Source organism: Kitasatospora sp. NPDC101108, assembly GCF_055584725.1.
Map to the genome: position 1 here is coordinate 36,697 of NZ_JBVJLM010000009.1, position 22,683 is coordinate 59,379.

Annotated in this window: 20 protein-coding genes and 1 riboswitch; of the genes, 11 read left to right on the forward strand and 9 right to left on the reverse strand. The window is 74.1% G+C overall.

The window, feature by feature from the left end:
* Nucleotides 1–19: 19 nt before the first annotated feature.
* Nucleotides 20–1,558: an MFS transporter gene (locus ACZ6Z8_RS20550; protein WP_465611469.1), complete on the reverse strand. Its 1,539-nt coding sequence runs from the start codon at nucleotides 1,556–1,558 to the stop codon at nucleotides 20–22.
* 312 nt (nucleotides 1,559–1,870) lie between these two features.
* Nucleotides 1,871–2,053, forward strand: a riboswitch (cyclic di-AMP (ydaO/yuaA leader).
* Between the two features lie 2 nt (nucleotides 2,054–2,055).
* Between ACZ6Z8_RS20550 and ACZ6Z8_RS20555 the strand changes: the two genes are divergently transcribed.
* Nucleotides 2,056–3,021, forward strand: coding sequence for a M23 family metallopeptidase (locus tag ACZ6Z8_RS20555; protein ID WP_465611470.1), 966 nt, complete (start codon nucleotides 2,056–2,058; stop codon nucleotides 3,019–3,021).
* A gap of 265 nt (nucleotides 3,022–3,286) precedes the next feature.
* Here the strand turns inward: ACZ6Z8_RS20555 and ACZ6Z8_RS20560 are convergent, their stop codons facing one another.
* The 4 genes from ACZ6Z8_RS20560 to ACZ6Z8_RS20575 form a co-directional block, all read right to left on the reverse strand.
* Complete coding sequence (locus ACZ6Z8_RS20560) at nucleotides 3,287–4,006, reverse strand: DUF2470 domain-containing protein (protein WP_465611471.1); 720 nt, start codon at nucleotides 4,004–4,006, stop codon at nucleotides 3,287–3,289.
* Between the two features lie 117 nt (nucleotides 4,007–4,123).
* The gene (locus ACZ6Z8_RS20565; protein ID WP_465611472.1) at nucleotides 4,124–4,543 is read right to left on the reverse strand and encodes a RidA family protein; all 420 of its coding nucleotides are present in this window, start codon (nucleotides 4,541–4,543) and stop codon (nucleotides 4,124–4,126) included.
* 29 nt (nucleotides 4,544–4,572) lie between these two features.
* Nucleotides 4,573–5,322 (reverse strand): IclR family transcriptional regulator, encoded by a 750-nt coding sequence (locus ACZ6Z8_RS20570; RefSeq protein WP_465611473.1) that lies wholly within the window; start codon nucleotides 5,320–5,322, stop codon nucleotides 4,573–4,575.
* A gap of 37 nt (nucleotides 5,323–5,359) precedes the next feature.
* Nucleotides 5,360–6,541: a sugar kinase gene (locus ACZ6Z8_RS20575; protein WP_465611474.1), complete on the reverse strand. Its 1,182-nt coding sequence runs from the start codon at nucleotides 6,539–6,541 to the stop codon at nucleotides 5,360–5,362.
* 121 nt (nucleotides 6,542–6,662) lie between these two features.
* On the opposite strand from ACZ6Z8_RS20575, the gene ACZ6Z8_RS20580 reads away from it, so the two are divergent.
* The 5 genes from ACZ6Z8_RS20580 (at nucleotide 6,663) to ACZ6Z8_RS20600 (ending at nucleotide 13,419) form a co-directional block, all read left to right on the forward strand.
* A complete protein-coding gene (locus ACZ6Z8_RS20580; RefSeq protein WP_465611475.1) occupies nucleotides 6,663–8,075 on the forward strand; it encodes a type III PLP-dependent enzyme domain-containing protein in 1,413 nt (470 codons plus the stop codon).
* A gap of 26 nt (nucleotides 8,076–8,101) precedes the next feature.
* Nucleotides 8,102–9,754 carry an N-acyl-D-amino-acid deacylase family protein gene (locus ACZ6Z8_RS20585; protein ID WP_465611476.1) on the forward strand — a complete coding sequence of 551 codons (1,653 nt, stop codon included), beginning with the start codon at nucleotides 8,102–8,104 and terminating at the stop codon, nucleotides 9,752–9,754.
* Nucleotides 9,751–10,377 (forward strand): bifunctional 4-hydroxy-2-oxoglutarate aldolase/2-dehydro-3-deoxy-phosphogluconate aldolase, encoded by a 627-nt coding sequence (locus tag ACZ6Z8_RS20590; RefSeq protein ID WP_465611477.1) that lies wholly within the window; start codon nucleotides 9,751–9,753, stop codon nucleotides 10,375–10,377. Before ACZ6Z8_RS20585 ends, ACZ6Z8_RS20590 begins: the two co-directional genes overlap by 4 nt.
* Nucleotides 10,378–10,615: 238 nt before the next feature.
* Nucleotides 10,616–12,208 (forward strand): alpha-amylase family glycosyl hydrolase, encoded by a 1,593-nt coding sequence (locus ACZ6Z8_RS20595; protein WP_465611478.1) that lies wholly within the window; start codon nucleotides 10,616–10,618, stop codon nucleotides 12,206–12,208.
* 137 nt (nucleotides 12,209–12,345) lie between these two features.
* Nucleotides 12,346–13,419 (forward strand): hypothetical protein, encoded by a 1,074-nt coding sequence (locus tag ACZ6Z8_RS20600; protein WP_465611479.1) that lies wholly within the window; start codon nucleotides 12,346–12,348, stop codon nucleotides 13,417–13,419.
* A gap of 218 nt (nucleotides 13,420–13,637) precedes the next feature.
* On the opposite strand, the gene ACZ6Z8_RS20605 is transcribed toward ACZ6Z8_RS20600, so the two are convergent.
* On the reverse strand, nucleotides 13,638–14,414 hold the full coding sequence (locus tag ACZ6Z8_RS20605) for a (2Fe-2S)-binding protein (RefSeq protein WP_465611480.1): 777 nt from the start codon (nucleotides 14,412–14,414) through the stop codon (nucleotides 13,638–13,640).
* Between the two features lie 450 nt (nucleotides 14,415–14,864).
* On the opposite strand from ACZ6Z8_RS20605, the gene ACZ6Z8_RS20610 reads away from it, so the two are divergent.
* The 3 genes from ACZ6Z8_RS20610 (at nucleotide 14,865) to ACZ6Z8_RS20620 (ending at nucleotide 17,433) form a co-directional block, all read left to right on the forward strand.
* The gene (locus ACZ6Z8_RS20610; protein WP_465611481.1) at nucleotides 14,865–16,061 is read left to right on the forward strand and encodes a sensor histidine kinase; all 1,197 of its coding nucleotides are present in this window, start codon (nucleotides 14,865–14,867) and stop codon (nucleotides 16,059–16,061) included.
* 99 nt (nucleotides 16,062–16,160) lie between these two features.
* Nucleotides 16,161–16,643, forward strand: a complete 483-nt coding sequence (locus ACZ6Z8_RS20615; protein ID WP_465611482.1) for a hypothetical protein — start codon at nucleotides 16,161–16,163, stop codon at nucleotides 16,641–16,643.
* 106 nt (nucleotides 16,644–16,749) lie between these two features.
* A complete protein-coding gene (locus ACZ6Z8_RS20620) occupies nucleotides 16,750–17,433 on the forward strand; it encodes a response regulator (protein WP_465611483.1) in 684 nt (227 codons plus the stop codon).
* Between the two features lie 357 nt (nucleotides 17,434–17,790).
* On the opposite strand, the gene ACZ6Z8_RS20625 is transcribed toward ACZ6Z8_RS20620, so the two are convergent.
* The 3 genes from ACZ6Z8_RS20625 to ACZ6Z8_RS20635 all read right to left on the reverse strand — a co-directional run bounded on the left by ACZ6Z8_RS20625 (nucleotide 17,791) and on the right by ACZ6Z8_RS20635 (nucleotide 20,614).
* The gene (locus ACZ6Z8_RS20625; RefSeq protein WP_465611484.1) at nucleotides 17,791–19,455 is read right to left on the reverse strand and encodes a peptide-N4-asparagine amidase; all 1,665 of its coding nucleotides are present in this window, start codon (nucleotides 19,453–19,455) and stop codon (nucleotides 17,791–17,793) included.
* 257 nt (nucleotides 19,456–19,712) lie between these two features.
* Entirely contained in the window at nucleotides 19,713–20,495 is a 783-nt protein-coding gene (locus tag ACZ6Z8_RS20630; RefSeq protein ID WP_465611485.1) for a LysR family substrate-binding domain-containing protein, read from the reverse strand.
* Entirely contained in the window at nucleotides 20,438–20,614 is a 177-nt protein-coding gene (locus ACZ6Z8_RS20635) for a LysR family transcriptional regulator (RefSeq protein WP_465611486.1), read from the reverse strand. Before ACZ6Z8_RS20635 ends, ACZ6Z8_RS20630 begins: the two co-directional genes overlap by 58 nt.
* Nucleotides 20,615–20,752: 138 nt before the next feature.
* Here ACZ6Z8_RS20635 and ACZ6Z8_RS20640 point away from each other — a divergent pair, with 138 nt between their 5' ends.
* Together ACZ6Z8_RS20640 and ACZ6Z8_RS20645 are read left to right on the forward strand one after the other, a co-directional pair.
* Nucleotides 20,753–21,796 carry a pseudouridine-5'-phosphate glycosidase gene (locus ACZ6Z8_RS20640; protein WP_465611487.1) on the forward strand — a complete coding sequence of 348 codons (1,044 nt, stop codon included), beginning with the start codon at nucleotides 20,753–20,755 and terminating at the stop codon, nucleotides 21,794–21,796.
* A gap of 3 nt (nucleotides 21,797–21,799) precedes the next feature.
* A complete protein-coding gene (locus ACZ6Z8_RS20645) occupies nucleotides 21,800–22,678 on the forward strand; it encodes a carbohydrate kinase family protein (RefSeq protein WP_465611488.1) in 879 nt (292 codons plus the stop codon).
* Nucleotides 22,679–22,683 lie beyond the last annotated feature (5 nt).

Here is a 22,683-nt window from a genome sequence, read left to right on the forward strand (position 1 = left end):
CAGCTGACTGACGGGGGACTCAGTTCTCCGGCGAGGGCCCTGCCGCCGTTCCGGTGGCGGGGCCCTCGGGCGTCCGGGAGTGGCCGGGGTCGAACGGCGGGGTGGTGGTGGAGCACGGCCAGTCGCAGCTCGGCTCGGCCACCGGCTGTTCCTCGGGCGCGAGCACGTTGCCCCGGACTGTGACGGAGGCGATCAGCCCGCCGCCGACCAGCAGGCCCGCGCAGATCAGCATCGCGGTGTGGAAGGCGGAGTCCACCGAGGAGGGCACCCGGTAGGCGTCGCCGCTCAGCCCGGCCATCGCCGGGAGGGCGGCCACCGCGAGCAGGCCGGCCGCCCGGGCGGCGGCGTTGTTGACGCCGCTGGCGATGCCCGCGTGCCGCACGTCGACGGCGGCCAGCACGGTGGCGGTCAGCGGCGCGACCAGCAGGGTCATCCCGGAGCCCATCACCGCGACCGCGGGCAGCACGTCCGCCCAGTAGGAGGAGCCGGGGCCGATGCGCAGCATCAGCAGCACCCCGGCGGCGCAGAGCATCGGGCCGACGGTGAGCGGGACGCGCGGGCCGATCCGCTTGCCGAGGCGTCCGGCGCGCGCGGACAGGGTGAGCATCAGCAGCGTGATGGGCACCAGGGCGAAGCCGGAGACCAGCGGCGAGAAGCCGGCGACGATCTGCAACTGCACCACCAGGAGGAAGAAGACCCCGCTGAACGCCGCGTAGACGCACAGGGTGACCAGGTTCACGGCGGTGAACAGCCGGGAGGAGAACAGTCCGAGCGGCAGCATCGGATCGGGCGCCCGCCGCTCGACAGCCACGAACGCGGCGGCGAGCAGCAGGCCGAGCGCGCCGCTGACCCAGACGCCGGGGGACAGCCCCTCCCCGGCGGCGGTGAGCGCGTAGGTGATCGCGCCGAGGGCGAGCGCGGCGAGCAGGGCGCCGGGCACGTCGAAGCGGCCGGTGGCGGACTCGTCCCGGCTCTCCGGGACGTACCGGGAGGTGACGACGATCACCGCGGCGGCCAGCGGCAGGTTCAGCAGGAAGATCCAGCGCCAGCCGGGCCCGTCCACCAGCCAGCCGCCGAGGAAGGGGCCGATGGCGGCCGCCACCCCGCCCAGGCCGGACCACAGGCCCACCGCGGCCGAGCGGTCGTCAGGGTGGAAGACCGCCTGGAGCATGGCGAGCGAGCCCGGGGTGAGCAGCGCGCCGCCGATGCCCTGGACGGCGCGGGCGGCGATCAGCACGTGGATGGTCGGCGCGGCGGCGCAGGCCGCGGAGGCGGCGGCGAACCAGACCACGCCGATCAGGAAGACCTTGCGCCGCCCGTAGCGGTCGCCCAGGGCGCCGCCGAGCAGGATCAGGCCGGCCAGGGTGAGCAGATAGGCGTTCAGGGTCCATTGCAGGGAGGCGAGGGAGGCGCCGAGGTCGGTGCCGATCCGGGGCAGGGCGACGTTCACCACGGTGCCGTCGAGCATCGCCATGCTGGAGCCGAGCACCGTCGCGAGCAGTACCCAGCGTCCCTGCGCGGTGCCCAGGCGCAGGGAGCCGGCTTCGGAGGTGGTCACGGCCCGATCCTGCGCCCGGTGGGGCGCACGTGACAAGGGTCACCGGGAGGCGTGTCGGTCGGCGACGGTGCGTGAACGGACCGGCGCGCTGGGGTGCGGCGGTCGGCGCAGGGTCGTGGATCAGTGGCGCCGAGTGAATGGATTGTGCACGTACGGTACAGCGGACCATCCGGAGGGTCACTGCCTGTCGGGGGTTGGTTGCCCGTTCAAGAGATCGACATTGCTTCACCCGAACGGATGAGTTTTAGTTCAGCGACCGCCCGGCCAGTCCGGACGGATCCGCCGGGTGGAACGCCGAGTCCTGCCGCTGCCCGGTGGTTCGAACTGAACTCTGTACGGCAGGAGCGGGGGACCCACAGGTAAGTCGCCGGACCGGAGTTCGCGCTTTTCGGAGCGCGGACGTCCAGGACCGGCTCGGGGTGAAGCCGCGCATGCGGCCGGGCAACTCCAGCCCGAACCCGACAGCTCACCTCGCAGGCGTCGGAGAGGAAAGTTCCATGCCTGCACAGGCTCGTCGTATCACCCTGCCCCGTGCCGCCCGCATCGGCATCGCCACCGCCGTCACAGGTGTCTCCTTCGTCCTGCCGCTGGTGACCGCGATGAGCGCCCAGGCGAACACCGCCGCGGCCGCTTCGCACGCCGCTCCCTCCTCGGCCGCCTCGGCCATCGCCCACGAGAGCTACCGCGTCGTCAGCGGCGACACCCTCTCGAAGATCGCCGACGTCAAGAACGTCGACGGCGGCTGGCACGCGCTGTACGAGCAGAACCGCTCGGTGGTCGGCACCGACCCGAACCTGATCTTCCCCGGCCAGCAGCTCGTCCTCGTGGGCCACGCCGCCGGGGCCTCGGGTGCCGCTGACTCCGCTGACGCCGCTGACGCCGCGAAGCCCGCCGCTCCGGCGAAGCCGTCCGCGCCGGCCACCCAGGACGCCGCCGCCGCGGACACCCAGCTGCAGGTCCAGACCGAGGCCGCCAAGCCGGGCGCCCAGCTGCAGACCCAGGTTCAGACCGCCGCCCCGGCCCAGGCCGTCACCGCGGCCCCCGTCGCCGCCACCGCCGGCTACGTGGCCCCGCTCGCCAACCCGGTGCTGGGTGAGGCCTACGGCGTGGCCGGCGCGATGTGGGCCTCCGGCCACCACACCGGCCAGGACTTCGTCGCCTCCACCGGCACCCCGCTGCGCGCCGTCGCCAACGGTGTCGTGGTGAAGGCCGGCAACGGCGGCGCCTACGGCAACGAGGTCGAGATCAAGCTCGCCGACGGCAAGTACGCGCAGTACGCGCACCTCTCGATGATCGGCGTGAAGATCGGTCAGAGCGTCACCGTCGGCCAGCAGCTGGGCCTCTCCGGCGCGACCGGCAATGTGACCGGCCCGCACCTGCACTTCGAGATCCGCACCGGTCCGGAGTACGGCTCGGACATCAACCCGGTCACCTACCTGCGGGCGCACGGCGTCGCGCTCTGACCCAGCAGGGTTTCAGGAACCACCGCTGTCGCGGGGGCGAAACGATCCTCCGGGATGGTCATGTCGGGTGACCGCTCGACCGGATGATCGCCGCGGTAGTGGACATGGGCGCGGGACACGCCCACGGCCGGCCCGGCTGCAGGGGACATCTCCCCTCCAGCCGGGCCGGCCATTTGCCGTTCTCGGTTCCGGGTGGCGTTCGGCCTGAACGGCGCGGCGGAGGGCGACCGAGGGCCTGCCCGGCGGGTCCCGTGTGCCGCCGGCCCTAGCTCCGGTGGGCCGGCAGGCCGTGCTGGGCGGCGGTGAGGAGCTCGTGCATCCGGTGGCCGAAGTCCTCGGTGTCACAGGCGGGTTCGGGGAAGACCAGGCGGACGTCGCGGTGGCCGTGCGAGTGGTCCAGGCGCAGCACCAGGCCGTGGCGGTCCAGGGCGAGCGGGCGCACGGCGGGGCGGTGGGTGAGCAGGGCCGGGTCGAGGAGTCGGGCGAGCAGGTCGAGGGCGTCGGCGTGGTCGTCGGCCAGGTGGGTGAGCAGTGCGGCCTCGTGGCGGGCCAGCGGGTCCGGGGTCGCGAGGGCGAGGTCGGCGGCGGTGAGCGCGCCGGTGCCGTACGGGGTGGCGAGGACGGCGTGGGCGACGTCCACCCGCAGGTGGACGCTCAGGCCGTCGTCGGCGAGGTGGGCCAGGTGCAGCCGGCCGGCCAGGGTGAGCCGGGCGCGGATGCGGTCGCGGACGGCGACGGGGGAGACGTCGGTGACGTCGAGGACGACGGCCAGGCCGTCGGTGGCGCCGGCGGCGGCCGCGGTGAGCGGAGCGTCCAGCGGGGCGCACAGGCGCAGGCGGGAGCCGTGGACGGAGACCGGGGTGTCCAGGTCGTGGTGCTCGCCGAGGGCGCGGACGGTCAGCGAGGAGGTCGCGCTGAGCAGGCTGTGGACCCGGTCGGCGGTGGTGGGCTCGGGCACCTCGGCGTCGCCGCTCTGCAGGCTCATGGACGGACCTCCTCGTAGTTAGGTGAGCCTAACCTAATGTTCGTGCCGGGGTGTGGCAAGCGGGGAGGGCCCGGGCGCCGTGGTGGCGTCCGGGCCCTCGGTGGTGCCGGTGGCGGTTCAGGCGACGACGGCCTGGGCGTCGATCTCCACCAGCATGGGCTCCTGGGGGAGTTCGACGAAGACGGTGGTCCGGCAGGGCTTCACCCCGCCCGGTGCGACGTTCTCCTCGATGAACTCGGCGTAGGCCTCGTTCATCAGCGGGAAGTGGGCGCGCTCGGTGAGGTAGACACGGAACATCACCACGTCCTCGACGGTGGCGCCGCCCGCCTCGACGACGGCCTTGACGTTCTCCAGGGTGCGGCGGGTCTGCGCCTTCACGTCGCCGTGGTGGAGGTACTCGCCGGTCGCCGGGTCCTGCGGGCCCTGGCCGGAGACCTGAAGGATCGGGCCCTTCCGGACGCCCTGGGAGAACATCCAGGCAGGGGCGGGGGCGCCGTCGGTGCGGATCTCGGTCTTGTCGGAGGGCGCGGGGGACATGGCGTTCCTTGTCGATCGATGACGGTTCGTCAGATGTGGTCGGGGTGGCCGCAGTCGGCCGAGACGGCGCGGGTGGTGGCGAGCAGCTGCGGGAGGAGGTCCAGCACCTGTTCGTACGGGAGGAGGACGTCGGGGACGGAGATGGAGGCGGCGGCGACGACCCGGCCGGTGGCGTCCCGGATCGGGGCGGCGACGCAGTTGATGAAGGCCTCGTGCTCCGCGTGGTCCTGTGCCCAGCCCTGGGCGGCGACCTGCTCCAGCTCGGCGAGCAGCGCCTCGGGCGTGGTGAGGGTGCGTTCGGTGTGCGGGGTGAAGTCGATCCCGGCCACCACCCGGCGGCGTTCCGGCAGCGGCAGGTCGGCCAGCAGCACCTTGGAGACGGCGGCGCTGTGCAGGGCGGCGCGCAGGCCGATCCGGGAGTACATCCTGACCGGGTGGCGGGAGTCGAACTTGTCGATGTAGACCACTTCGCCGCCCTCGTAGGCCGCCAGGTGCACGGTCTGGCCGGTGGCGGAGTTCAGCTCGGCGAGGTGCGGGGCGGCGATCCGGCGGATGCCGCGCTGCTCCAGGGCGAGGCCGGAGAGGGCGAACAGGCCCGCGCCGAGGTGATAGCGGTAGGCCGCGTCGCGGTAGACGAACCGTTCCTCCTCAAGGCTCTGGAGCAGCCGGAGCACGGTGGTCTTGTGCACGCCGAGGACCTCGGCCAGCTGGTCCAGGGAGCGCTCGCCCTCGCCGAGCTGGGCGAGGATGCGCAGGGCGCGGGTGACGGTCTGGCTCATCGGGCTCGTGCTCCGGTCAGGTGGCTGCAGGTCGTGCTCATTGTGCCCGGGCCGGATCGGCCGCTTCGGCCGGATGGGAGGGATGGGAGGGATCCGGGCGATCCGCGGGTTTCCCGGGCCGGGGCCCGGTCGGGGCCGCGGTGCAGGCCAGGCCGGAGGGCAGGGCGGGGGAGGTGATGCCCCCGGCGGTGACCCGGGTGGCCGCCCAGTCGGCCGGGGAGGCGCCGAGCAGCGCGGCCACCACCGGGGCGGGCGGCAGCTCGGCCTGGTCGCCGTGGGCGGTCAGCGCGCAGGCCGCGCCCAGGTGGCCGAGCCGCAGCCGTCTGCGCTGGTCCAGTCCGTGGAGGGTGCCGGCCAGGTAGCCGGCCGCGAAGGCGTCGCCCGCGCCGGTGGCTTCCACCACCTCGACGGCCAGGGCCGGTTCGGCGACCGCCGTGCCGTCCCGCTCCAGGGCGGTGACCAGCCGGTCCGCGTCCTTGACCACCACGGTGGCGGGGGAGGGGAAGCGGCGGCGCAGCTCCCCGGGTTCGTCGGTGCCGAAGGCGGCCAGGGCCTCGTCGGCGCCGAGCAGCAGCAGATCGGCGGAGTCCAGCAGGGGCGGGAGCACGGCCGGGTCGCGGTCCTGCCAGAGCGCGGGGCGCCAGTTGAGGTCGAAGCTGACCAGCCGGTCCGGGCGGCGGTCGGCGAGCAGGGTGCGCAGCAGGGCGAGGCAGTCGTCGGAGAGCGCGGCGGTGATGCCGGACAGGTGCAGCAGGCGGGCACCGGCCAGCAGGGCGGCGGCGGCCGGGTCGGCGAGCAGGGCGGGGGAGAGCGCGGCGGCCGCGGAGCCGCGCCGGTGGTAGTGGAGGCGGCTGCGGCCGGGGCCGAGGTCGTGCCGGTGGCCGGTGGCGCCGCCGACCTCCTTGAGGTAGAGGCCGGTCGGGCGGTGCGGGTCGACGGTGACGGCCGAGACGTCCACGCCGCGGGCGGCGAGCTCGGTGAGCAGTCGGCGGCCGAAGCCGTCGTCACCCACCCGGCTGATCCAGGCGGTCGGCACGCCGAGCGCGGCCAGCGACCCGGCCACGTTGGACTCCGCGCCGCCGACGGACAGCCGGAAGTTCTCCACGGTCTCCAGCGGGCCCGTTCGGTCGGGCAGCAGCACGGCCATCGACTCGCCCACGCAGACGGCCGTCGGGGGAGGCCCGGGCCGATTCGGGGCCGGGGTGTCCTGTCGCGACATCTGCTGGGCTCCTCGGGGCAGTCGGTTTCGTTGACCGTGATCCGGCGCCGATGCTAGAACCGTGCTGCCAGCATGTGCAACCCTCGTTGCACATGTTGCAACATGGCGGACGGAGGAGACGGTGGCGGTGGAGCAGGCCTTCGCGGGCGACCGCGGCCCGGTGGGCGGCAGTGCCTCCGCGGGCGACCGGGGGGCGGCAGGCGGCAGCGCCCCCGCAGGCGACGCAAGTCCGGTGGGCGGCAGTGCCTTTGCGAGCAGCGCAGCCGGGCCGGGGATCGCGGAAGGGGCGGTCGCGGCCCTGGCCGACGAGATCCTCGACTGGCGGTTCAAGGCCCTCCCGCCGGAGAGTTGGGGGCACACCGTCCGCGACTGGCTCGCCACCGGGCCCACCCTCTCCTCGCTCGGCACCCCGCTGCTCACCCTCGACGGCGCCGCGCTCGACCACAACGTCCGCACCATGGCCGACTGGTGCGCCGAGGCGGGCGTCGCCCTCGCCCCGCACGGCAAGACCACCATGGCGCCCGAGCTCTGGCAGGCCCAACTCGCCGCCGGCAGCCACGGCATCACCCTCGCCAACCTGCCGCAGATGCGGGTCGCCCGCGCCTTCGGCGTCCGGCGGATCCTGCTCGCCAACACCCTGCTCGACCCGGCCGGAATCGCCTGGCTCGCCGCCGAACTGGCCGCCGACCCGGGTTTCGCCTTCCTCTGCTGGACGGACTCCACCAGGGGCGTACGGCTGATGGACGAAGCCCTGCGCGCGGCCGGGGCCGAACGGCCGGTCGAGGTGCTGGTCGAACTCGGCGGTCCGGGTGGGCGGACCGGCGTGCGCGGAGTGGACGCGGCCGTCGAGGTCGCCGCCGCCGTGCGGCGCGCGCCCACCCTGCGACTGGCCGGCGTCGGCGGGTACGAGGGTGCCCTCGCGCACGACGCCACGGCCGAGGGGCTGGCCACCGTACGCGGCTATCTGAAGGCGCTCGGCGAGCTGCACGGCCGGCTCGCCGGCGCCTACCCGGACGGTGCGCCGCCGGTGGTCTCGGCCGGCGGCAGCGCCTACTTCGACCTGGTGGTCGAGGAGTTGGCCGCCCTGCCGGAGGCGCTGGTGGTGCTGCGCTCGGGCGCGTACATCGCCCACGACGACGGCTTCTACCGGGGCGTCTCGCCGCTCGCCCGCTGCGGCGGCTCCCGGTTCCGCGGCGCGCTGCACGGTTGGGGCCGGGTGGTCTCCCGGCCGGAGCCGCAGCTGGCGCTGCTGGACACGGGCAAGCGCGACCTGCCCTTCGACGAAGGACTGCCCGAGCCGCAACGGGTCCGCGGTGGAGCGGAGTTGACGGGTACGGCGGCACGGATCACCGCGCTCAACGACCAGCACGCCTTCCTCCGCGACGCGGGCGACCTTGCGCCCGTCGGCGCGGTGGTGCGGCTCGGGGTCTCGCACCCGTGCACGGCCTTCGACAAGTGGACGGCCGTTCCGGTGCTGGACTCCGCGGACGCGGCCGAGCCGAAGGTCACCGGGCTGGTCAGGACGTTCTTCTGATGGCGGAGGCGGAGACGGAGAGAGGCGTGGGCTCCACGGATCGGGCGACGGTCGTCACAGGGGCGACTGCCGTCAAAGGGGACACGGTCTTCAAAGGGGCAACGGTCGTCGACGGGACCGGCGCCGAGCGCTACCGCGCCGACGTACGGATCGCCGACGGGCTGATCGCCGAGATCGGCCCGGGCCTGAACGGCCCCTCGGCCGTGGACGCCGACGGACTGGTGCTCGCCCCCGGCTTCATCGACATGCACGCCCACTCCGACCTCGCCCTGCTGCTCGAACCCGAGCACCCGGCGAAGGTCACCCAGGGCGTCACCTGCGAGGTCCTCGGCCAGGACGGCCTGTCCTACGCCCCGGTGGACGACACCACCCTGCCCGCGCTGCGCCGCCAACTGGCGGGCTGGAACGGTGATCCGGCGGACCTCGACTGGGACTGGCGCGACGTGGCCGGCTACCTGGACCGGATCGACCGCACCCGGCCCGCCGTCAACGCCTGCTACCTGGTTCCGCACGGCTCGCTGCGGATGCTCGCCGTGGGCTGGCACAATCGCCCGCCGACCCCGGCCGAACTCGACCGGATGCGCCAGGAGTTGGCGCAGGGCCTGCTGGACGGCGCGGTCGGCATGTCCAGCGGCCTCAGCTACACCCCCGGGATGTACGCGGACACCGCCGAACTGGTCGAGCTGTGCACCGTGGTCGCGGCCTACGGCGGCTTCCACGCGCCGCACCAACGCTCCTACGGGCGCGGCGCGTTGGAGGGATACGCGGAGATGGTGGAGATCTCCCGGCGGTCCGGCTGCGCGCTGCACCTGACCCACGCCACGATGAACTTCGGGGTCAACCGCGGCCGGGCCGGCGAGCTGCTGGAGCTGGTCGACCGGGCGCTCGCCGAGGGCGTCGACGTCACCCTGGACAGCTACCCCTACCTGCCCGGATCCACCACCCTGGCCGCCCTGCTGCCGAGTTGGGCCACCGAGGGCGGACCGGGTGCGACCCTGGTCCGGCTCGCCACCCCGGCGGACCGCGAGCGGATCCGGTGCGCGATGGAGGAGCAGGGCAGCGACGGCTGCCACGGCGTGGTCGCGGACTGGGCGACGATCCAGATTTCCGGTGTCCGCTCGGAGCGGCTCGCCGGGGCGGTCGGCCGGACCGTTGCCGAACTCGCCGCCGAACAGGGGCGGAGCGGGACGGAGACCTTCCTCGACCTGCTGCGCCAGGACGAGTTGGGCACCACCGTGCTCCAGCACGTCGGACACGAGGAGAACGTCCGGGCGGTCATGCGCCACCCGGCGCACACCGTCGGCAGCGACGGGCTGCTGGTCGGTGCCCGGCCGCACCCGCGGGCCTGGGGCACCTTCGCCCGCTACCTCGGCCACTACAGCCGGGAGTTGGGCGTGCTCACCCTGGAGGAGGCGGTCGCCCGGATGACCGGCCGACCCGCGGCCCGGCTGGGACTGGACCGGCGCGGCCGGATCGCCCCCGGCTTCCACGCGGACCTGGTGCTCCTCGACCCCGAACGCGTCCGGGACGCCGCCACCTTCGAGCGACCCCGGATGCCCGCCGAGGGCATCGAGTACGTGTACGTCAACGGCACCGCCGTCGTCCGGCAGGGTCGCACCACGGGCGCCAGGCCCGGGCGCGCCCTGCGCCGCACCGACCGAGGGACTCTGGCCCGATGAACGACCTTTCCGAGCTGTCGGACGACCCGGTGATCGCGGTGGTCCGCGCACCCCGGATCCCGGACGCCGCCGCGCTGTGCGCCGCACTCGCCGAAGGCGGCATCGCCTTCACCGAATTCACGTACACCACACCACAGGTGACGGACCATCTGGCCCGGGCGTCCGCCGCCGGATGGCGGGTCGGGGTCGGGACGGTGCTGACCGCCGAGCAGGCCGAGCGGGGGATCGACGCCGGGGCGTCCTTCCTGGTCACGCCCGGCTGCCGGCCCGCGGTCGCGGAGGCCGGCCGGGCCCGGGGGGTGCCGGTGGTGCTGGGGGCGCTCACCCCGACCGAGGTGGCCCGGGCCGTCGACCTGGGCGCCGCGGCCGTGAAGATCTTCCCGGCCCGGTCGTTCGGGCCCGGCTACTTCAAGGACCTGCGCGGCCCGTACCCGGACGTGCCGCTGGTGGCCTCGGGAGGGGTCAACGCGGGCAACGCGGCCGAGTTCCTGTCGCAGGGGGCGCTCGCGGTGTGCGCGGGCACGGACGTGGTGCCGCCGGCGGCGGTCGAGGCGGGGGACTGGGCGGAGATCACCAGGCGGGCCCGGGAGTTCACCCAGGCGTGCGCGGCGGCGGGGGCGTAGCGGGGGCACCGGGCGGCCGGGGGCGTGGCGGGGGCGCCGGCGGCCGGGTGGTGGAGCGGAGCGGGCCGGCGTGCCGGGGCGGTGGGGGTGCGGGCAGGTACGGGGGTGGTTCCGTGAAGGCGCGAGGAGGGCTGTCGGGACGGCCGGGATTGGACGAGAATCGGTGGCACCCGGCTCAGCCCGGCCCCTCGGCTCTCGGCCCGCGCGGCCCCCGGACCCGGCAGGAGGACCCACCCCCATGACCTCGACCCGCCCCGGCCCCGACTGGCTGGCCGACGCCGTCCTCTACCAGATCTACCCGCAGACCTTCGCGGACTCCGACGGCGACGGCATCGGTGACTTCGCCGGGATCGCCCAGCACCTCGACCACCTCTCCTGGCTCGGCGTGGACACGGTCTGGCTCAACCCCTGCTTCGCCTCGCCGTTCCGCGACGCCGGATACGACGTCACCGACTACCTGACGCCCGCGCCGCGTTACGGCCGTACCGAGGACCTGGTCGCCCTGGTCGAGGCCGCCCGGGCCAAGGGCATCCGCATCCTGCTCGACCTGGTCGCCGGGCACACCTCCGACCGCCACCCATGGTTCCTGGCCGCCGCGGAGGACCCGGCCGACCACCGCTACATCTGGTCGGACCGGCAGGTGGACGGCTTCGTCGCCTCACCCGGCAGCCGCCCCGGCTGGTACCTGCCGAACTTCTTCGACTGTCAGCCGGCGCTCAACTTCGGCTACGCCCGCGGCAGTTCCGAGGAGCCCTGGCGCCAGCCGGTGGACGCCGAGGGCCCGCGCGCCAACCGGGCGGCCCTGCGCGGGATCATGGCGCACTGGCTGGACCTCGGGGTGGCCGGATTCCGGGTGGACATGGCGTACTCACTGGTCAAGGACGACCCGGGCCGGATCGAGACCGCCAAGCTCTGGACCGAACTTCGCGACTGGCTCGACCGCTCCCACCCCCGGGCCGCGCTGTTCGCCGAGTGGGGCGAGCCGGCCGCCGCCGTTGCGGCGGGCTTCCACGCGGACTTCTTCCTGCACTTCGGCGGGGACGACCACGGCCTCCCGCTGCGTTCGCTGTGGAACAACGGCGGCGGCACGGTGGAGGAGTTCTGGCAGCACGGCCCGTGCTACTTCGAGGCCGAGGGGCGCGGCACCCCGCAGACCTTCCTGGACGCCTGGCGCTGCGCCGCCGAACTCACCGAGGGCAACGGGCACATCGTCCTGCCCACCGCCAACCACGACTTCTCCCGGCTCGCCTCCGGCTCCCGCTCGGGCGAACAACTCGCCCCCGCCTTCGCCTTCCTGTTCACCTGGCCGACGCTGCCCGCGGTGTACTACGGCGACGAGATCGGCATGCGCTACCTGCCCGGGCTGCCGGACGTCGAGGGCAGCGTGCTCGGACCGCGCTACAACCGGGCGGGCTCCCGTACCCCGATGCAGTGGACGCCGGGCCCCACGGCCGGGTTCTCCACCGCGCTCCCCGAGCGGCTCTACCTGCCGGTGGACCCGGACCCCCGGCGCCCGGACGTGCTCTCCCAGCGCGCCGACCCGACGTCGCTGCTGCACACCGTCCGGCGGCTGATCGCGCTGCGCCGAGCGCACCCGGGGCTGGGCTCGTCCGGCGGGGTGGAGGTGCGGCACGCCGGGTACCCGCTGGTGTACGTCCGGTCCGGGCGGTACCTGGTCGCCGTCAACCCGTGCCGGGAGCCGGGCGCGGTCCGGCTGGCGGACGGCCCCGGCCGGGGCGTCGGGCGGCCGCTGGAGGTGCAGGGCGTGCGGGTGGTGGACGGCGAACTGCGGGCGGACGGCTTCTCGTACGGCGTGTTCGAGCTGGCCTGAGCGGACGGGCGGCTTCCGATCGGCATCGGATGGTTGTAAGCTACATTCATAGATGGTTGCATTTACCACCTGAATTAGTTGTATTTGCCACCTTGATCGGAGGTTTTCGCATGTCGCCGGAGGACGGTACGAACGCCATGAGCACACCCCAGACCACCGCCGCAGCGCCCACCCTGGGGCACTCGCTCAAGCACCTCGCCGTCCACCTGCTCACCCCGCTGCTGATGTGCCTCGGCATGGCCCTCGCCTACCAGGGTGCCTTCCACCAGCCGGAACCCCACCACCTCAAGGTCGCCGTGGTCGGCGCCGGCCCCCAGGCGCACGGCCTCGCCCAGGCGATCCAGGGCAAGGCGGGCGACGCGCTGGACGTCCGCACCGTCGACGACCGCGCCGCCGCCGAGCAGCAGCTGCGCGACCGGGACCTGGTGGGCGCCTTCGTGCCCGACGCCAGGAACCCCGAGCTGATCGTGGCCAAGGGCAACTCGGACACCTCGGTGGTGGCCGCCACGGCAGTGTTCACCAACGTCACCGACAAGCAGGGCGTGCCACTGCACGTCACCGACCTCACCACCCTCGCCGAGGGCGACCCGACCGGCCAGGGCCTCTTCTTCCTGCTGGTCGCGCTGAGCATCGGCTCGTACGCCAGCGTCGCGGCGATCGGCGCCGCCGGTGCGGGGCTGAGCCTGCGGATCCGGGCGCTGGTCGGCGTGGCGGTCTCGGTGGTGGTCAGCGTGATCGGGATCGTCACCGCCGGGCCGGTCTTCCACGTCGTCGACCACGACTACGCCGCGATCTGGGCGCTCGGCTGGCTCTACTCCGCGGGCATCGTCCTGATCGGCATCGGCCTGCACAGCTTCCTGAAGAGGTGGACCACGCTCGCGCTGATGGTGCTGTTCGTGATGCTCAACTTCACCTCCTCCGGCGGCATCTACCGGCCCGAGCTGCAGAACGGCTTCTTCGGGGCCCTGCACGGCTTCTGGACCGGGGCCGGCTACCTGGAGGGCGCGCGCAGCATCATGTACTTCGACGGCGGTGCCGGGCTCGGCGGTCACGTGCTGACGCTGGTGGTCTGGCTGCTGCTGGGCGGCGCGGCCCTGGTGGCCGCGGCGATGTACGAGGGCCGCGGGCGCCGCTCCGTGGGGACGGCCGGGGCGTCGGCGGGAATGTCGGCGGAGGCCGAGGAGGAGATGGAGGAGGCGGTCGCGGTCTGAGGACCGTACGACTGCGGGGGCCTCGAAGACTTCACCCGGCGCCACGGGCATCGCGCCGGGTGGGGACCGGCGGCCCGCGCCCGGCCTTGGACAAGCCGGGCGCGGGCCCGTTTCGCTCTCGATCTCGCTCGTGATTCCCGCCCGTTATTCCCGCTCGTGATTCCCGCTCGTGAATCTCGCCCGTGATTCTCGTTCTCGATCTTGTTCTCGGTCCCGCGCTACTGCCGCCGGGCCGGCGGGCGGGTGAAGCAGCAGTCCCCGCAGAGCCCGGCGCCCGGGCCGATCCGGTAGTAGAGGCAGCAGCTGGTCCGCCGGAACACCGGCCCGCGCGGGCCGGTGACCAGCTCGCCGGAGCCCTTCAACGGCGGACGGTCCAGCAGCTGCGCGACCAACTCCCGGGCCGGGCCCGCCGCATGGGCGTCCAGCACCCGGAGCGTGCCGGCCAGCGCGGAGGCGGCGTTGCCGTGCAGCAGGCGCGCAGAGAGCGGCACGGCGGCGCGAACCGTTGCGGCCAGCGGCTCCAACTGACCGATCAGGACGGCCTGGTGGAGCTGATCGGCGAGGCTCTCAGAGGCGGGGCGGGCCGGTTCCGGCGGCGTCCAGAGATCGATCGGTCCCTGGTCCGGGATCCGTACCCAGGCGCGCTCCAGCGTCGGGACCGTCCCCAGCAGGACGGCCGACCCGAGTCCCACCGACCAGAAGCGGGCGGCCAGGCCGAGGTGCAGGATCGAGGCGGCGACCCGGAGTTCGGCCGTGCCCAGGCGCTGCGCGACCACCCGGACCCGGGCCGCGAGCGGGGCGTCCGGGCCGGTGCCGTACAGCTCGGGGAGGGGGCGGAAGCCGGGCGGCGGGGTCGTTCCCGAGGTGTCGAGGGCGAAGTACGGGCCGGCGGCGGCGAGTCGGGCGTAGTCGGGGTGGTCGGGCGAGCGGTCCGGCCGGCGGGAGGGGCTTGGCCAGGACCGGGACCGGGGTCGGGGTCGGGGCGCGGGGTTCAACGGCCGTCCCCTGTGCGGTCGTTGGACCCCGCGCCGGCTTCGGTCGGTCCGGCTTCCGCCGGCCCGGCTTCGGGCAACCCGGGGACGGCCAACCCCGGGACGGTCGGGCGGTCGGGGAGCATCGGGGCCTCCAGGGGGTCCGGTGGTCGGGCGGTCGGTGACACCCCGGCCCGGCCGGACGCCGGAAGGCCCTGGTCGGGCCGGGGGGCAGGCGCTGGTCAGCCGTGCGCGGTGAGTCGCCACCGGTGGTGCGGATGAACGGTACCCTGCCCGGCAGGCCGCGACCGGTGGGCCGCAGCAGCCCCGGACCCAGCCGATCCGCGAGTCGTGCCGACGGCATCGAGTCTGGCACCGGCGGGCTGGGCGGACCTCCCCCCGGAGAGGGGAGTTGACTCCGTCGCGGGGAGGAGTACCGACTCCCCCGGGAGTGCTGCCCGTAGGCTCGGCGGTGTGCGTACCGATCTGCTGACCCGCCCGGACCGGCCCCGGTCCCGGCCCCGGTGTTGGCCCGCCGTCACCGCCGCACTCCTGCTGCTCACGCCTGTCGCGCTCGCGCACCCGGGGGACCACGGCGCGGCCCTGCTGCTCGCCCTGACGGCCACCTCGGTCGCGGTGGTGGTGCTGCTCCCGTGGCCGCTCGGTCGGGTCACGCTCGCCACCGCGGCCGGCGCGGCCGCTGTGGCCTCGCTGTTGGTCGACCTGTGCTACTCGGGGCCGTACCGGCTGCCCGCGTTCTGGACCCCGTTCGAATGGCTGGCGCTGATCGTCCTGCTCTTCCGGGCCGTCCGCAGGCTGCCCGACCGCTGGGCCGGGCCGATCGGCGGAGCGGTCGGCCTCGCGGCCGTGGTGCTGCCGCTGCGCTTCGCCCTCCGGATGCCCCAGGGCGGCGCGGCCGGGCCCGTGGGTGGCGTGCTGTTCTCGCTGCTGCCGGTGCTCGGGGTCGCCGGGGCGAGCCTCTACCTGCGCGTCCTGGACGCCCGCCGGGAGCGGGCCGTGGTCGGGGCCAGGCGCGAGCAGCGGCTCGAAGTCGCCCGTGGGCTGCACGACTTCGTCGCCCACGAGATCACCGGCATCGTGCTGGAGGCCCAGGCCGGCCAACTCCCGGGCCAGGAAGCGGAGGAGACCGCCGCGCTGCTGCGCCGGCTGGAGGAGGCGGGGCTGCGCGCGCTCGACTCGATGGACGAGATGGTCGGCGCGCTGCGCGAGGACCAGGAGGCGGCCGGAACCACCCGACGTCTGGGTCTGGCCGACCTGCCGGAGCTGGTGGCCCGCTTCGGCACGAAGGGTGGTCCGCGGGCCACCGTCGACCTCGCCCCGGAGGCCGTCGGACTGCTCTCCGCCGAGGCCCAGGCCACCGCGTACGCCGTCGTCCTGGAGGCCCTGACCAACGTCCGCCGGCACGCCCCGCACGCCACCGAGGTGACGGTCCGGGTGGCCTCCGAGCCGGACGGCCGCGCGGTACGGGTGACCGTCGGTGACGCGGGTGGGCCGGCCGCCGGCAGGCTCCGGCTGCCCCGCCGCCGCGGTGCGGGCGGGACCGGTCTGGCCGGCCTGGCGGCCCGCGCCGCCGCCCACGGCGGCACCCTGACCTCGGGCGCGCGCGACCCGTCGGGCTGGCAGGTGTGCTGCACCCTGCCGGGGCGGTAGCGGCAACCCGTACCCCGGGCTCTCGTCGGGACGGACAGCGCGGTAAGTTGAACGCGTTCAAGCCATTGAACGCGTTCAAATCATGTTCGGGGGTATCGGATGAGCGAGTCACTGCCGGCGCAGCCGGGCTATGCGAACGAGGCCGGGTTGTTCTACCGGCCCGTCGCACCGCGGGCGGCGCCCGTGTGGGGGCGGGTCAGGCCCGGCGGACGGGTGCTCGTCGCACTGGCCGGTGTCGCGTGGGTGCCGTGGGGAGTTGCCGGACGGGGCGAGACCGGGTGGTACTGGGTGCTGTTCGGCGGGTTCCTCGGGCTGACCCTGCTGCCTCTGGCCGTACCGCGCGAGCCGGGGTTCAGGCGCGCCTGCCTCGGCGTCGGCTGGCTGCAACTCGGGATCGAGGCCCTGTTCTCGACCCCGTTCCTCCTGATCCCGCTGCCGATCTTCGTCTTCGCCTTCCCGTCCGGCGTCATGCTGCTGCTCACGGGCCGGCGGAACCGCGGCTGGGTGGGGACGGTGATCGCCGCGCTGCTCGCCGCGGGCCCCATCGGACTCCTCGCCCACGGTGGGTGGACGCACATCTAGGCCCGTCGGCCGGGGGCACCGGTTGGCGCCCCCGGCCGACGGGCCGGCGCCTCCGCCGGCGGCGTGAACTTTCCCGCGCGTCGGGTGGTGCGGGAGACTGCCGGACGTGGCGAGTGCGAACGGTGAGTGTCCGCGGGTGATCCGGGTGTTGATCGCGGACGACCAGGAGGCGGTGCGGCGCAGCGTGCGGCGGATCCTGGAGGCGCAGCCGGACATCGAGGTGGTGGGCGAGGCCGTCGACGGGGTGGCCGCGCTGGATCTGGCGGCCGAACTGCGGCCGGACGTCGCGCTTGTGGACATCCGGATGCCCAGGCTGGACGGGCTGGAGGTGACCAGACGGCTGTCCGGCTCGGTGCGGGTGGTGGTGCTGACCACCTTCGACCTGGACGAGTACGTCTACCCGGCGCTGCAGCACGGCGCGTCCGGGTTCCTGCTGAAGCGTTCCGGTCCGTCCCTGCTGGCCGAGGCGGTGCGGGCGGCGGCGGACGGCGAGAGCCTGATCAGCCCGTCGGTCACGGTCCGGCTGCTGAAGCACGTGACGGCGCCGCGCCGGCCCGCGCGGTCGGCCGCGCGGTCGTCCGCGCCGGTGGCGGCGCTGACCGAGCGGGAGGTGGAGATCGCCGGGCACGTCGCGGCGGGCCGGACGAACGCCGACATCGCGGCCGAACTGTTCATCTCCGCGGGGACGGTGAAGACCCACGTGGCGAGCATCCAGCGCAAGCTGGGCGTGGCGAACCGGGTCGGGATCGCGGTGCACGCCTGGGAGATGGGGTACCCGGTGCCGCAGTAGCAGGCGGTCACGGGTGCGGTCGCGCGCATGCGCGCGTCCACGGAACCGAGGGGATGCTCCGTGGACGCGCGGAACCTGCGAGGTGGGGGTGGCCTCCGGACATGGTGTCCTCCGGGCCGGTAGTTCGATCGTCGACCGAGGTAGTACCAGCGGCAGACCCTGATCCGTCTCGACCTGTCGCCACTGCCTCCTGCGGTCGAACTTCCTTCAGCTACCTCGCAGGTCCATCTCCCATCATGCGCCTCCCACGGCGGGTGCACCAGGGGTCAACGGGCCGAATTCAGGCAAATTTCGCAAGTCGGCGGCCGGTGCTCGGACCTCGCGTTCCGGCCGCCGCTCACGGGCTTCGGCTGCCACTTACGGCCTCGGCCACCCGTCCACGAAGCTCAGCGTCCGGTGGTACGGCCCGTCCGGACCGGTGCTGCGGTAGTCCTCGGTGCTGCTGCCGGTGCGGACGGTGCGGTCGCCGTCGTGGCGCCGGGCGGTCGGTCGCAGGGTGTGGTCGACGGTGGACCGCTCGGTGACGTGGTTGCCGGTCGCGGTGGTGGCCTCGCGGTGGTAGCCGAGGTCCATCGCGGTGTTCTGGTCGGTGTTCCCGGCCGCGTCGTGGGTCACCTTGTAGGTGACGTCCAGCGGTTCGCCCTCGTGCACCGTGGTGGTGCGGTGCGGTCCGCCGCCCCAGGTGGCGGTGGTGCGGGTCAGGTCGGTGCCGTTGTGCAGCGTCACGTCGTTGCCGCTGTCGCGCAGTTGCTGGGCGGAGCTGAACGTGAGGTCGTCCCGGACCTCGGTGGTGATCCGGCCGTGCGAGGTCTGCACCCAGCCGCGCGCGAGGTCGTGCCGGGCGGCGGTGACGGTCCAGTCGCCGCTGCCGCCGCCGTGGTCGGTGAGCTCGGTGCCGACGGCCGCTTCGGGGGCGACCCGGTAGTCGGTGAGCTGCCCGGAGGTGCGGTCGGTGCCGTGGTCGACCTCGGCGAACAGGTTGACCTGGCCGGTCCAGACGTCGTTGCTCTGCGCCTCGGTCGCGTTGACCGTGATGCCGAGGCTGTGCGGGCGGCCGTCGAGCAGCAGGCCGACGTACGGCGTGAGGTCGAGCCGGTAGGCGGGCAGGTCGAAGGCGAAGATGCCCGGGACCGGTCGCCACAGCAGCGGGTCCCAGCCGCCGGTGTAGATCACCGAGTACGGCCAGACCGCGCCGGCCACCCGGCCGTCCACGGTGAGCCGCAGCTCGCGGAAGGGGCCCTTGCCGCAGGCGCCGATCGACGGGTTGGCGGCGACGAAGGCGTCCGGTGCGGAGGCGTACGCGAACTCCTCGCAGGCGCCACCACCGCGGGCGTAGACCTCGGCGCTCAGGCGCTCCAGGTTCGGCGGGAAGGTGAGGTCCTTGGTGGCGCTCGGGGCGTTCTGGGTGAGCGAGAACGGGCCGGTGGTGAGCACCTGGTCCGCGGCCCGGGCGGCGGGCCAGCGGTCGTTCGCGGTGTAGAAGGTCAGGCTCGCCGAGATCCTGTAGACGCCGGTGTAGGTGGAGTCGGTGACGTTGGCGAGGTCGAAGGAGAAGGGCTGCGGTCCGGCCTTGAACAGCGGGGCGTACCGGGTCAGATCGCGTTCGACGTTCCACTGGATGCCGTCCTTGGACGGCTCCGGGGTGGAGGACAGCAGCACCTGGACGCCGCCGATGCGGACGCTGAAGATCCGGTCGAACTGCCGTCCGGCGACCTGTCCGTGGAGGTCGAGGACGACGGCGGACCAGGGACCGGCGCAGTCGGCGGGCGGGGTGAGGGTGGCGGTGTAGGGGGTGTCGGGCGGGTTGCCGTAGCCGTTGCGGAACTCCCGGTCGTGCATCACGTCGACCGTGCAGGAGCGGGTGTCGGGGCGGGTGAGCGGCTTGGTGGCGGTGATCGGGTCGTGGTAGTCGCTGCCGAAGTCGGCGTGGGCGGGGGCGGCGGCGGTGAGGATGCCGGCCAGGGAGAGGGCGACGGCGCCGATCAGTCCGGCGGCGCGGCGGAGCAGGGGGCGCAGGGCCAAGGTGGGTCCCCGGGGTCGTCGGGCGGCCCGTCGGCGCGCGACGGGCCGGGTGGGTGATCCGGGCATCCTTTCGGCGCTGGCATGTGAGCGTCAAGGGTCGCTGCCGGAGGTCCCGCGGCCTTCACAACTCCTGTAGTTGCAGTGGCTTCTGCGGGTACTACGGCTGTCGTGGGCACTGTGGCCGCTGCGGGTGCTGCGGGCGCTGCGGCCGACGCGGCCGATGGGTGCCGTGCGGCTGCTTGGAGGTCCGGTGGCCGCTACCGGTCCTCCAGCTTCGCCGTCTCCTGCCGGATCACGTTGCGCAGCGTCGCCAGTGGGGGCCGACGGTCGTCCGTGCGCCACTGCATCTCCAGCGGCAGGGTGGCCCGCCCCTCCAGCCGTACGGTGGCCACGTCCTCGGTGAGGTGGCCGGTCATCGAGCCGGGCACCAGCGAGAAGGCGCGGTTGCGGGCGAGCAGGTAGAGCCGGGAGCCCACGATCCGCGGCGGGCTGACCAGCACCGGCGGGTCGACGCCGTGCTCCGCGCACAGGCCGAGCACGTGGTCGTAGTACCGGGGGTGCTGCTCGCGCGGCCACAACAGCAGGGGGAGATCGCGCAGTTCGGTCAGCCGCAGGCTCGCCTGCCCGGCCAGCGGGTGGTCCCGGCCGACGGCGACCCGGACCGGCTCGTCGGCGATCCGCTCCAGCCGGTAGCCGGGCGTGTCCTCCAGAAAGCGGCCGAGGCCGATGTCGGCGAGCTCGGCGGCCAGGGTCGCCGAGACCTGCCCGGTGTCGACGGCGAGTTCGGCGGTGTCGAGCGCGGGCAGCTCCTGCTCGGCGCGGCTGACCACGGCGGGCAGCAGCCGGTTCACCACGCTCGGCGAGGCGACGATCCGGGCCGTCGTCAGCCGGGACTCCTCGTGCAGCCGGACCCGGGTCAGCAGCGCCCCGGCCTGTTCGAGCAGCCGCGCACTCTCTGCGGCCATCACCTCGCCGGCCTCGGTCAGCGCGACCGAGCGGCGGCTGCGGTCGAACAGCTCGACGCCGACGGTCCGCTCCAACCGGCGACCTCCTGGCTGACCGTCGGCTGCGAGATGTGCAGCCGCTCGGCGGCCCGGCCGAAGTGCAGCGTCTCGGCGACGGTCAGGAAGACCTCCAGCTGACGCAACGTAAAGCCCATGGGGATCAATGTAGTGCGAACCAATAGCTGATCACCTATCGGAAACCCCAGGACTCATTCTGGTTTCCGATCCGAACCGTCCATACGCTGATCGTCGTGTTGCCCCACCGCAGTGGCATCTCACAGGGAGCTCGCATCATGACCGGACTGCCCGCCAGCACCGCCAGCCCCGCCAGCACCGCCGGCCCCGCCAGCACTGCCGGCCCCGCCAGCACTGCCGGCACTGCCGGCACCGCCGGAAGCCCCGCCATCCGGATCTCCGAGGAGGTCGCGCAGGCCGTCGCCGACGGCCGTCCCGTGGTCGCCCTGGAGTCGACGATCTTCACCCACGGCCTGCCGCGACCACGCAACCTGGCGGTCGCACTGGAGGCCGAGGAGCAGCTGCGCGGGGCGGGCGTCGTCCCGGCGACCATCGGCGTGCATGCGGGCGTCCCCACGATCGGCCTGAGCAGCGAGCAGATCACCGAACTGGCCGCCACCGACGGCCTGGACAAGGTCAGCCTGCGCGATCTGCCCGTGGTCGCGGCGCTCGGCCGCCACGGCGGCACCACCGTCGCCGCCACCGCCTTCCTCGCCCACCGGGCCGGCGTGCGGGTCTTCTCCACCGGCGGCCTCGGCGGCGTCCACTTCGGCGCCTCGGAGAGCTTCGACGAGTCCGCCGACCTGACCACCCTGGCCGCCACCCCGGTCACCGTGATCAGCGCCGGCGTGAAGTCCATCCTCGACATCCGGGCCACCCTGGAGCGCTTCGAGACCCTCAACATCCCGGTCATCGGCTACCGCACCACCAAGTACCCCGGCTTCTACGTCACCGACTCCGGACACGAGATCAACTTCTCCGTCCGGTCGCCCGAGGAGGCCGCCGCCGTCATCGACGCCCGCGACCGGCTCGACCTGCCGCAGGCCGTCCTGATCGCCAACCCGGTCGACCCCGCCAAGCAGCTGCCGCCGGAGGAACTGGACGGCATCCTGGCCCGCGCGTGGGCCGAGGCCGCGCGCCGGGGCATCACCGGCAACGCGTCCACCCCGTTCCTGCTCGACCACATCCAGCGCGACACCGGCGGCCGCAGTCTGGAGGTCAACGTCGAGGTCTACCGGGGCAACGTCCGCCTCGGCGGCGAGATCGCCACGGCCCTGGCCGCCCGGGCCGGTGGCTCCGCCGCCTCGTCCACCGGGGCCTGACCCGTGCTCGGGGTGCTCGGCGACCTCGTCGAGGACATCGTGGTCTGGGCCGACGGGCCGCTGCGCCACGGCACCGACTGCGCGGCCCGGGTGTTCCGCCGGCGCGGCGGCAGCGCGGCCAACGTCGCCTGTTTCGCCGCCGGGCAGTACCCGGTCCGCTTCCTCGGCTGCGTCGGCGCGGACGCGGTCGGGGACGGCGTCGTCGCCGAACTCGGCGGCCACGGCGTGGACGTACGGGTGCAGCGGAACGGCCGGACCGGCAGCGTCGTGGTGCTGATCGACCCGGACGGCGAGCGCACCATGCTGCCCGACCGCGGCGCCGCCCGACTGCTGGAACGCGTCCCGGACGAGTGGCTGGCCGGCCTGGCGCACCTGCACGTGCCCGCCTACTCCTTCGACGGCGAGCCGGTCGGGCGGACGGCGGTCGACGCGCTCGCCCGGGTCCGGCGGGCGGGCGGCACCACCTCGGTGGACGCCTCCTCCACCGGGATGCTGGAGCAGTTCGGGCGGGAGCGGTTCCTCGCCCTGCTGGCCGAGCTGGCGCCGACCCTCGTCTTCGCCAACCGCTCCGAGTCCGCCTTCCTGGGGCTGCTGGTGGACGGCCGGCCGGGGCCGGAGCGCGCCCGGCTGGCGGCCACCACCGTGGTCACCAAGTCGGGCGCCGAGCCGACGACGGTCGACGTGCCGGGCGAGGACCTGTTCACCGTGCCCGTGCCGACGGTCGCCGAGGTGCGCGACCTCACCGGGGCCGGGGACGCCTTCGCGGCGGGCTTCCTGGCCGGGTTCCTGGACGCCGGGGACCTGCGGTTGGCGGCAGGCCTCGGGCACCGCAGCGCGGCCCGGGTGCTGGGCTCGCCAGGGGCGTCGGTCGGCGCGCCCTAGGGGGT

Bases quoted from the DNA above. Each gene is read 5' to 3' on its own strand.
- ACZ6Z8_RS20565 (WP_465611472.1), bottom strand. From the start codon at position 4,543: ATGTCCCCCGCGCCCTCCGACAAGACCGAGATCCGCACCGACGGCGCC.
- ACZ6Z8_RS20590 (WP_465611477.1), top strand. From the start codon at position 9,751: ATGAACGACCTTTCCGAGCTGTCGGACGACCCGGTGATCGCGGTGGTC.
- ACZ6Z8_RS20555 (WP_465611470.1), top strand. From the start codon at position 2,056: ATGCCTGCACAGGCTCGTCGTATCACCCTGCCCCGTGCCGCCCGCATC.
- ACZ6Z8_RS20575 (WP_465611474.1), bottom strand. From the start codon at position 6,541: ATGTCGCGACAGGACACCCCGGCCCCGAATCGGCCCGGGCCTCCCCCG.
- ACZ6Z8_RS20600 (WP_465611479.1), top strand. From the start codon at position 12,346: ATGAGCACACCCCAGACCACCGCCGCAGCGCCCACCCTGGGGCACTCG.
- ACZ6Z8_RS20570 (WP_465611473.1), bottom strand. From the start codon at position 5,322: ATGAGCCAGACCGTCACCCGCGCCCTGCGCATCCTCGCCCAGCTCGGC.
- ACZ6Z8_RS20560 (WP_465611471.1), bottom strand. From the start codon at position 4,006: ATGAGCCTGCAGAGCGGCGACGCCGAGGTGCCCGAGCCCACCACCGCC.
- ACZ6Z8_RS20595 (WP_465611478.1), top strand. From the start codon at position 10,616: ATGACCTCGACCCGCCCCGGCCCCGACTGGCTGGCCGACGCCGTCCTC.
- ACZ6Z8_RS20640 (WP_465611487.1), top strand. From the start codon at position 20,753: ATGACCGGACTGCCCGCCAGCACCGCCAGCCCCGCCAGCACCGCCGGC.
- ACZ6Z8_RS20615 (WP_465611482.1), top strand. From the start codon at position 16,161: ATGAGCGAGTCACTGCCGGCGCAGCCGGGCTATGCGAACGAGGCCGGG.
- ACZ6Z8_RS20635 (WP_465611486.1), bottom strand. From the start codon at position 20,614: ATGGGCTTTACGTTGCGTCAGCTGGAGGTCTTCCTGACCGTCGCCGAG.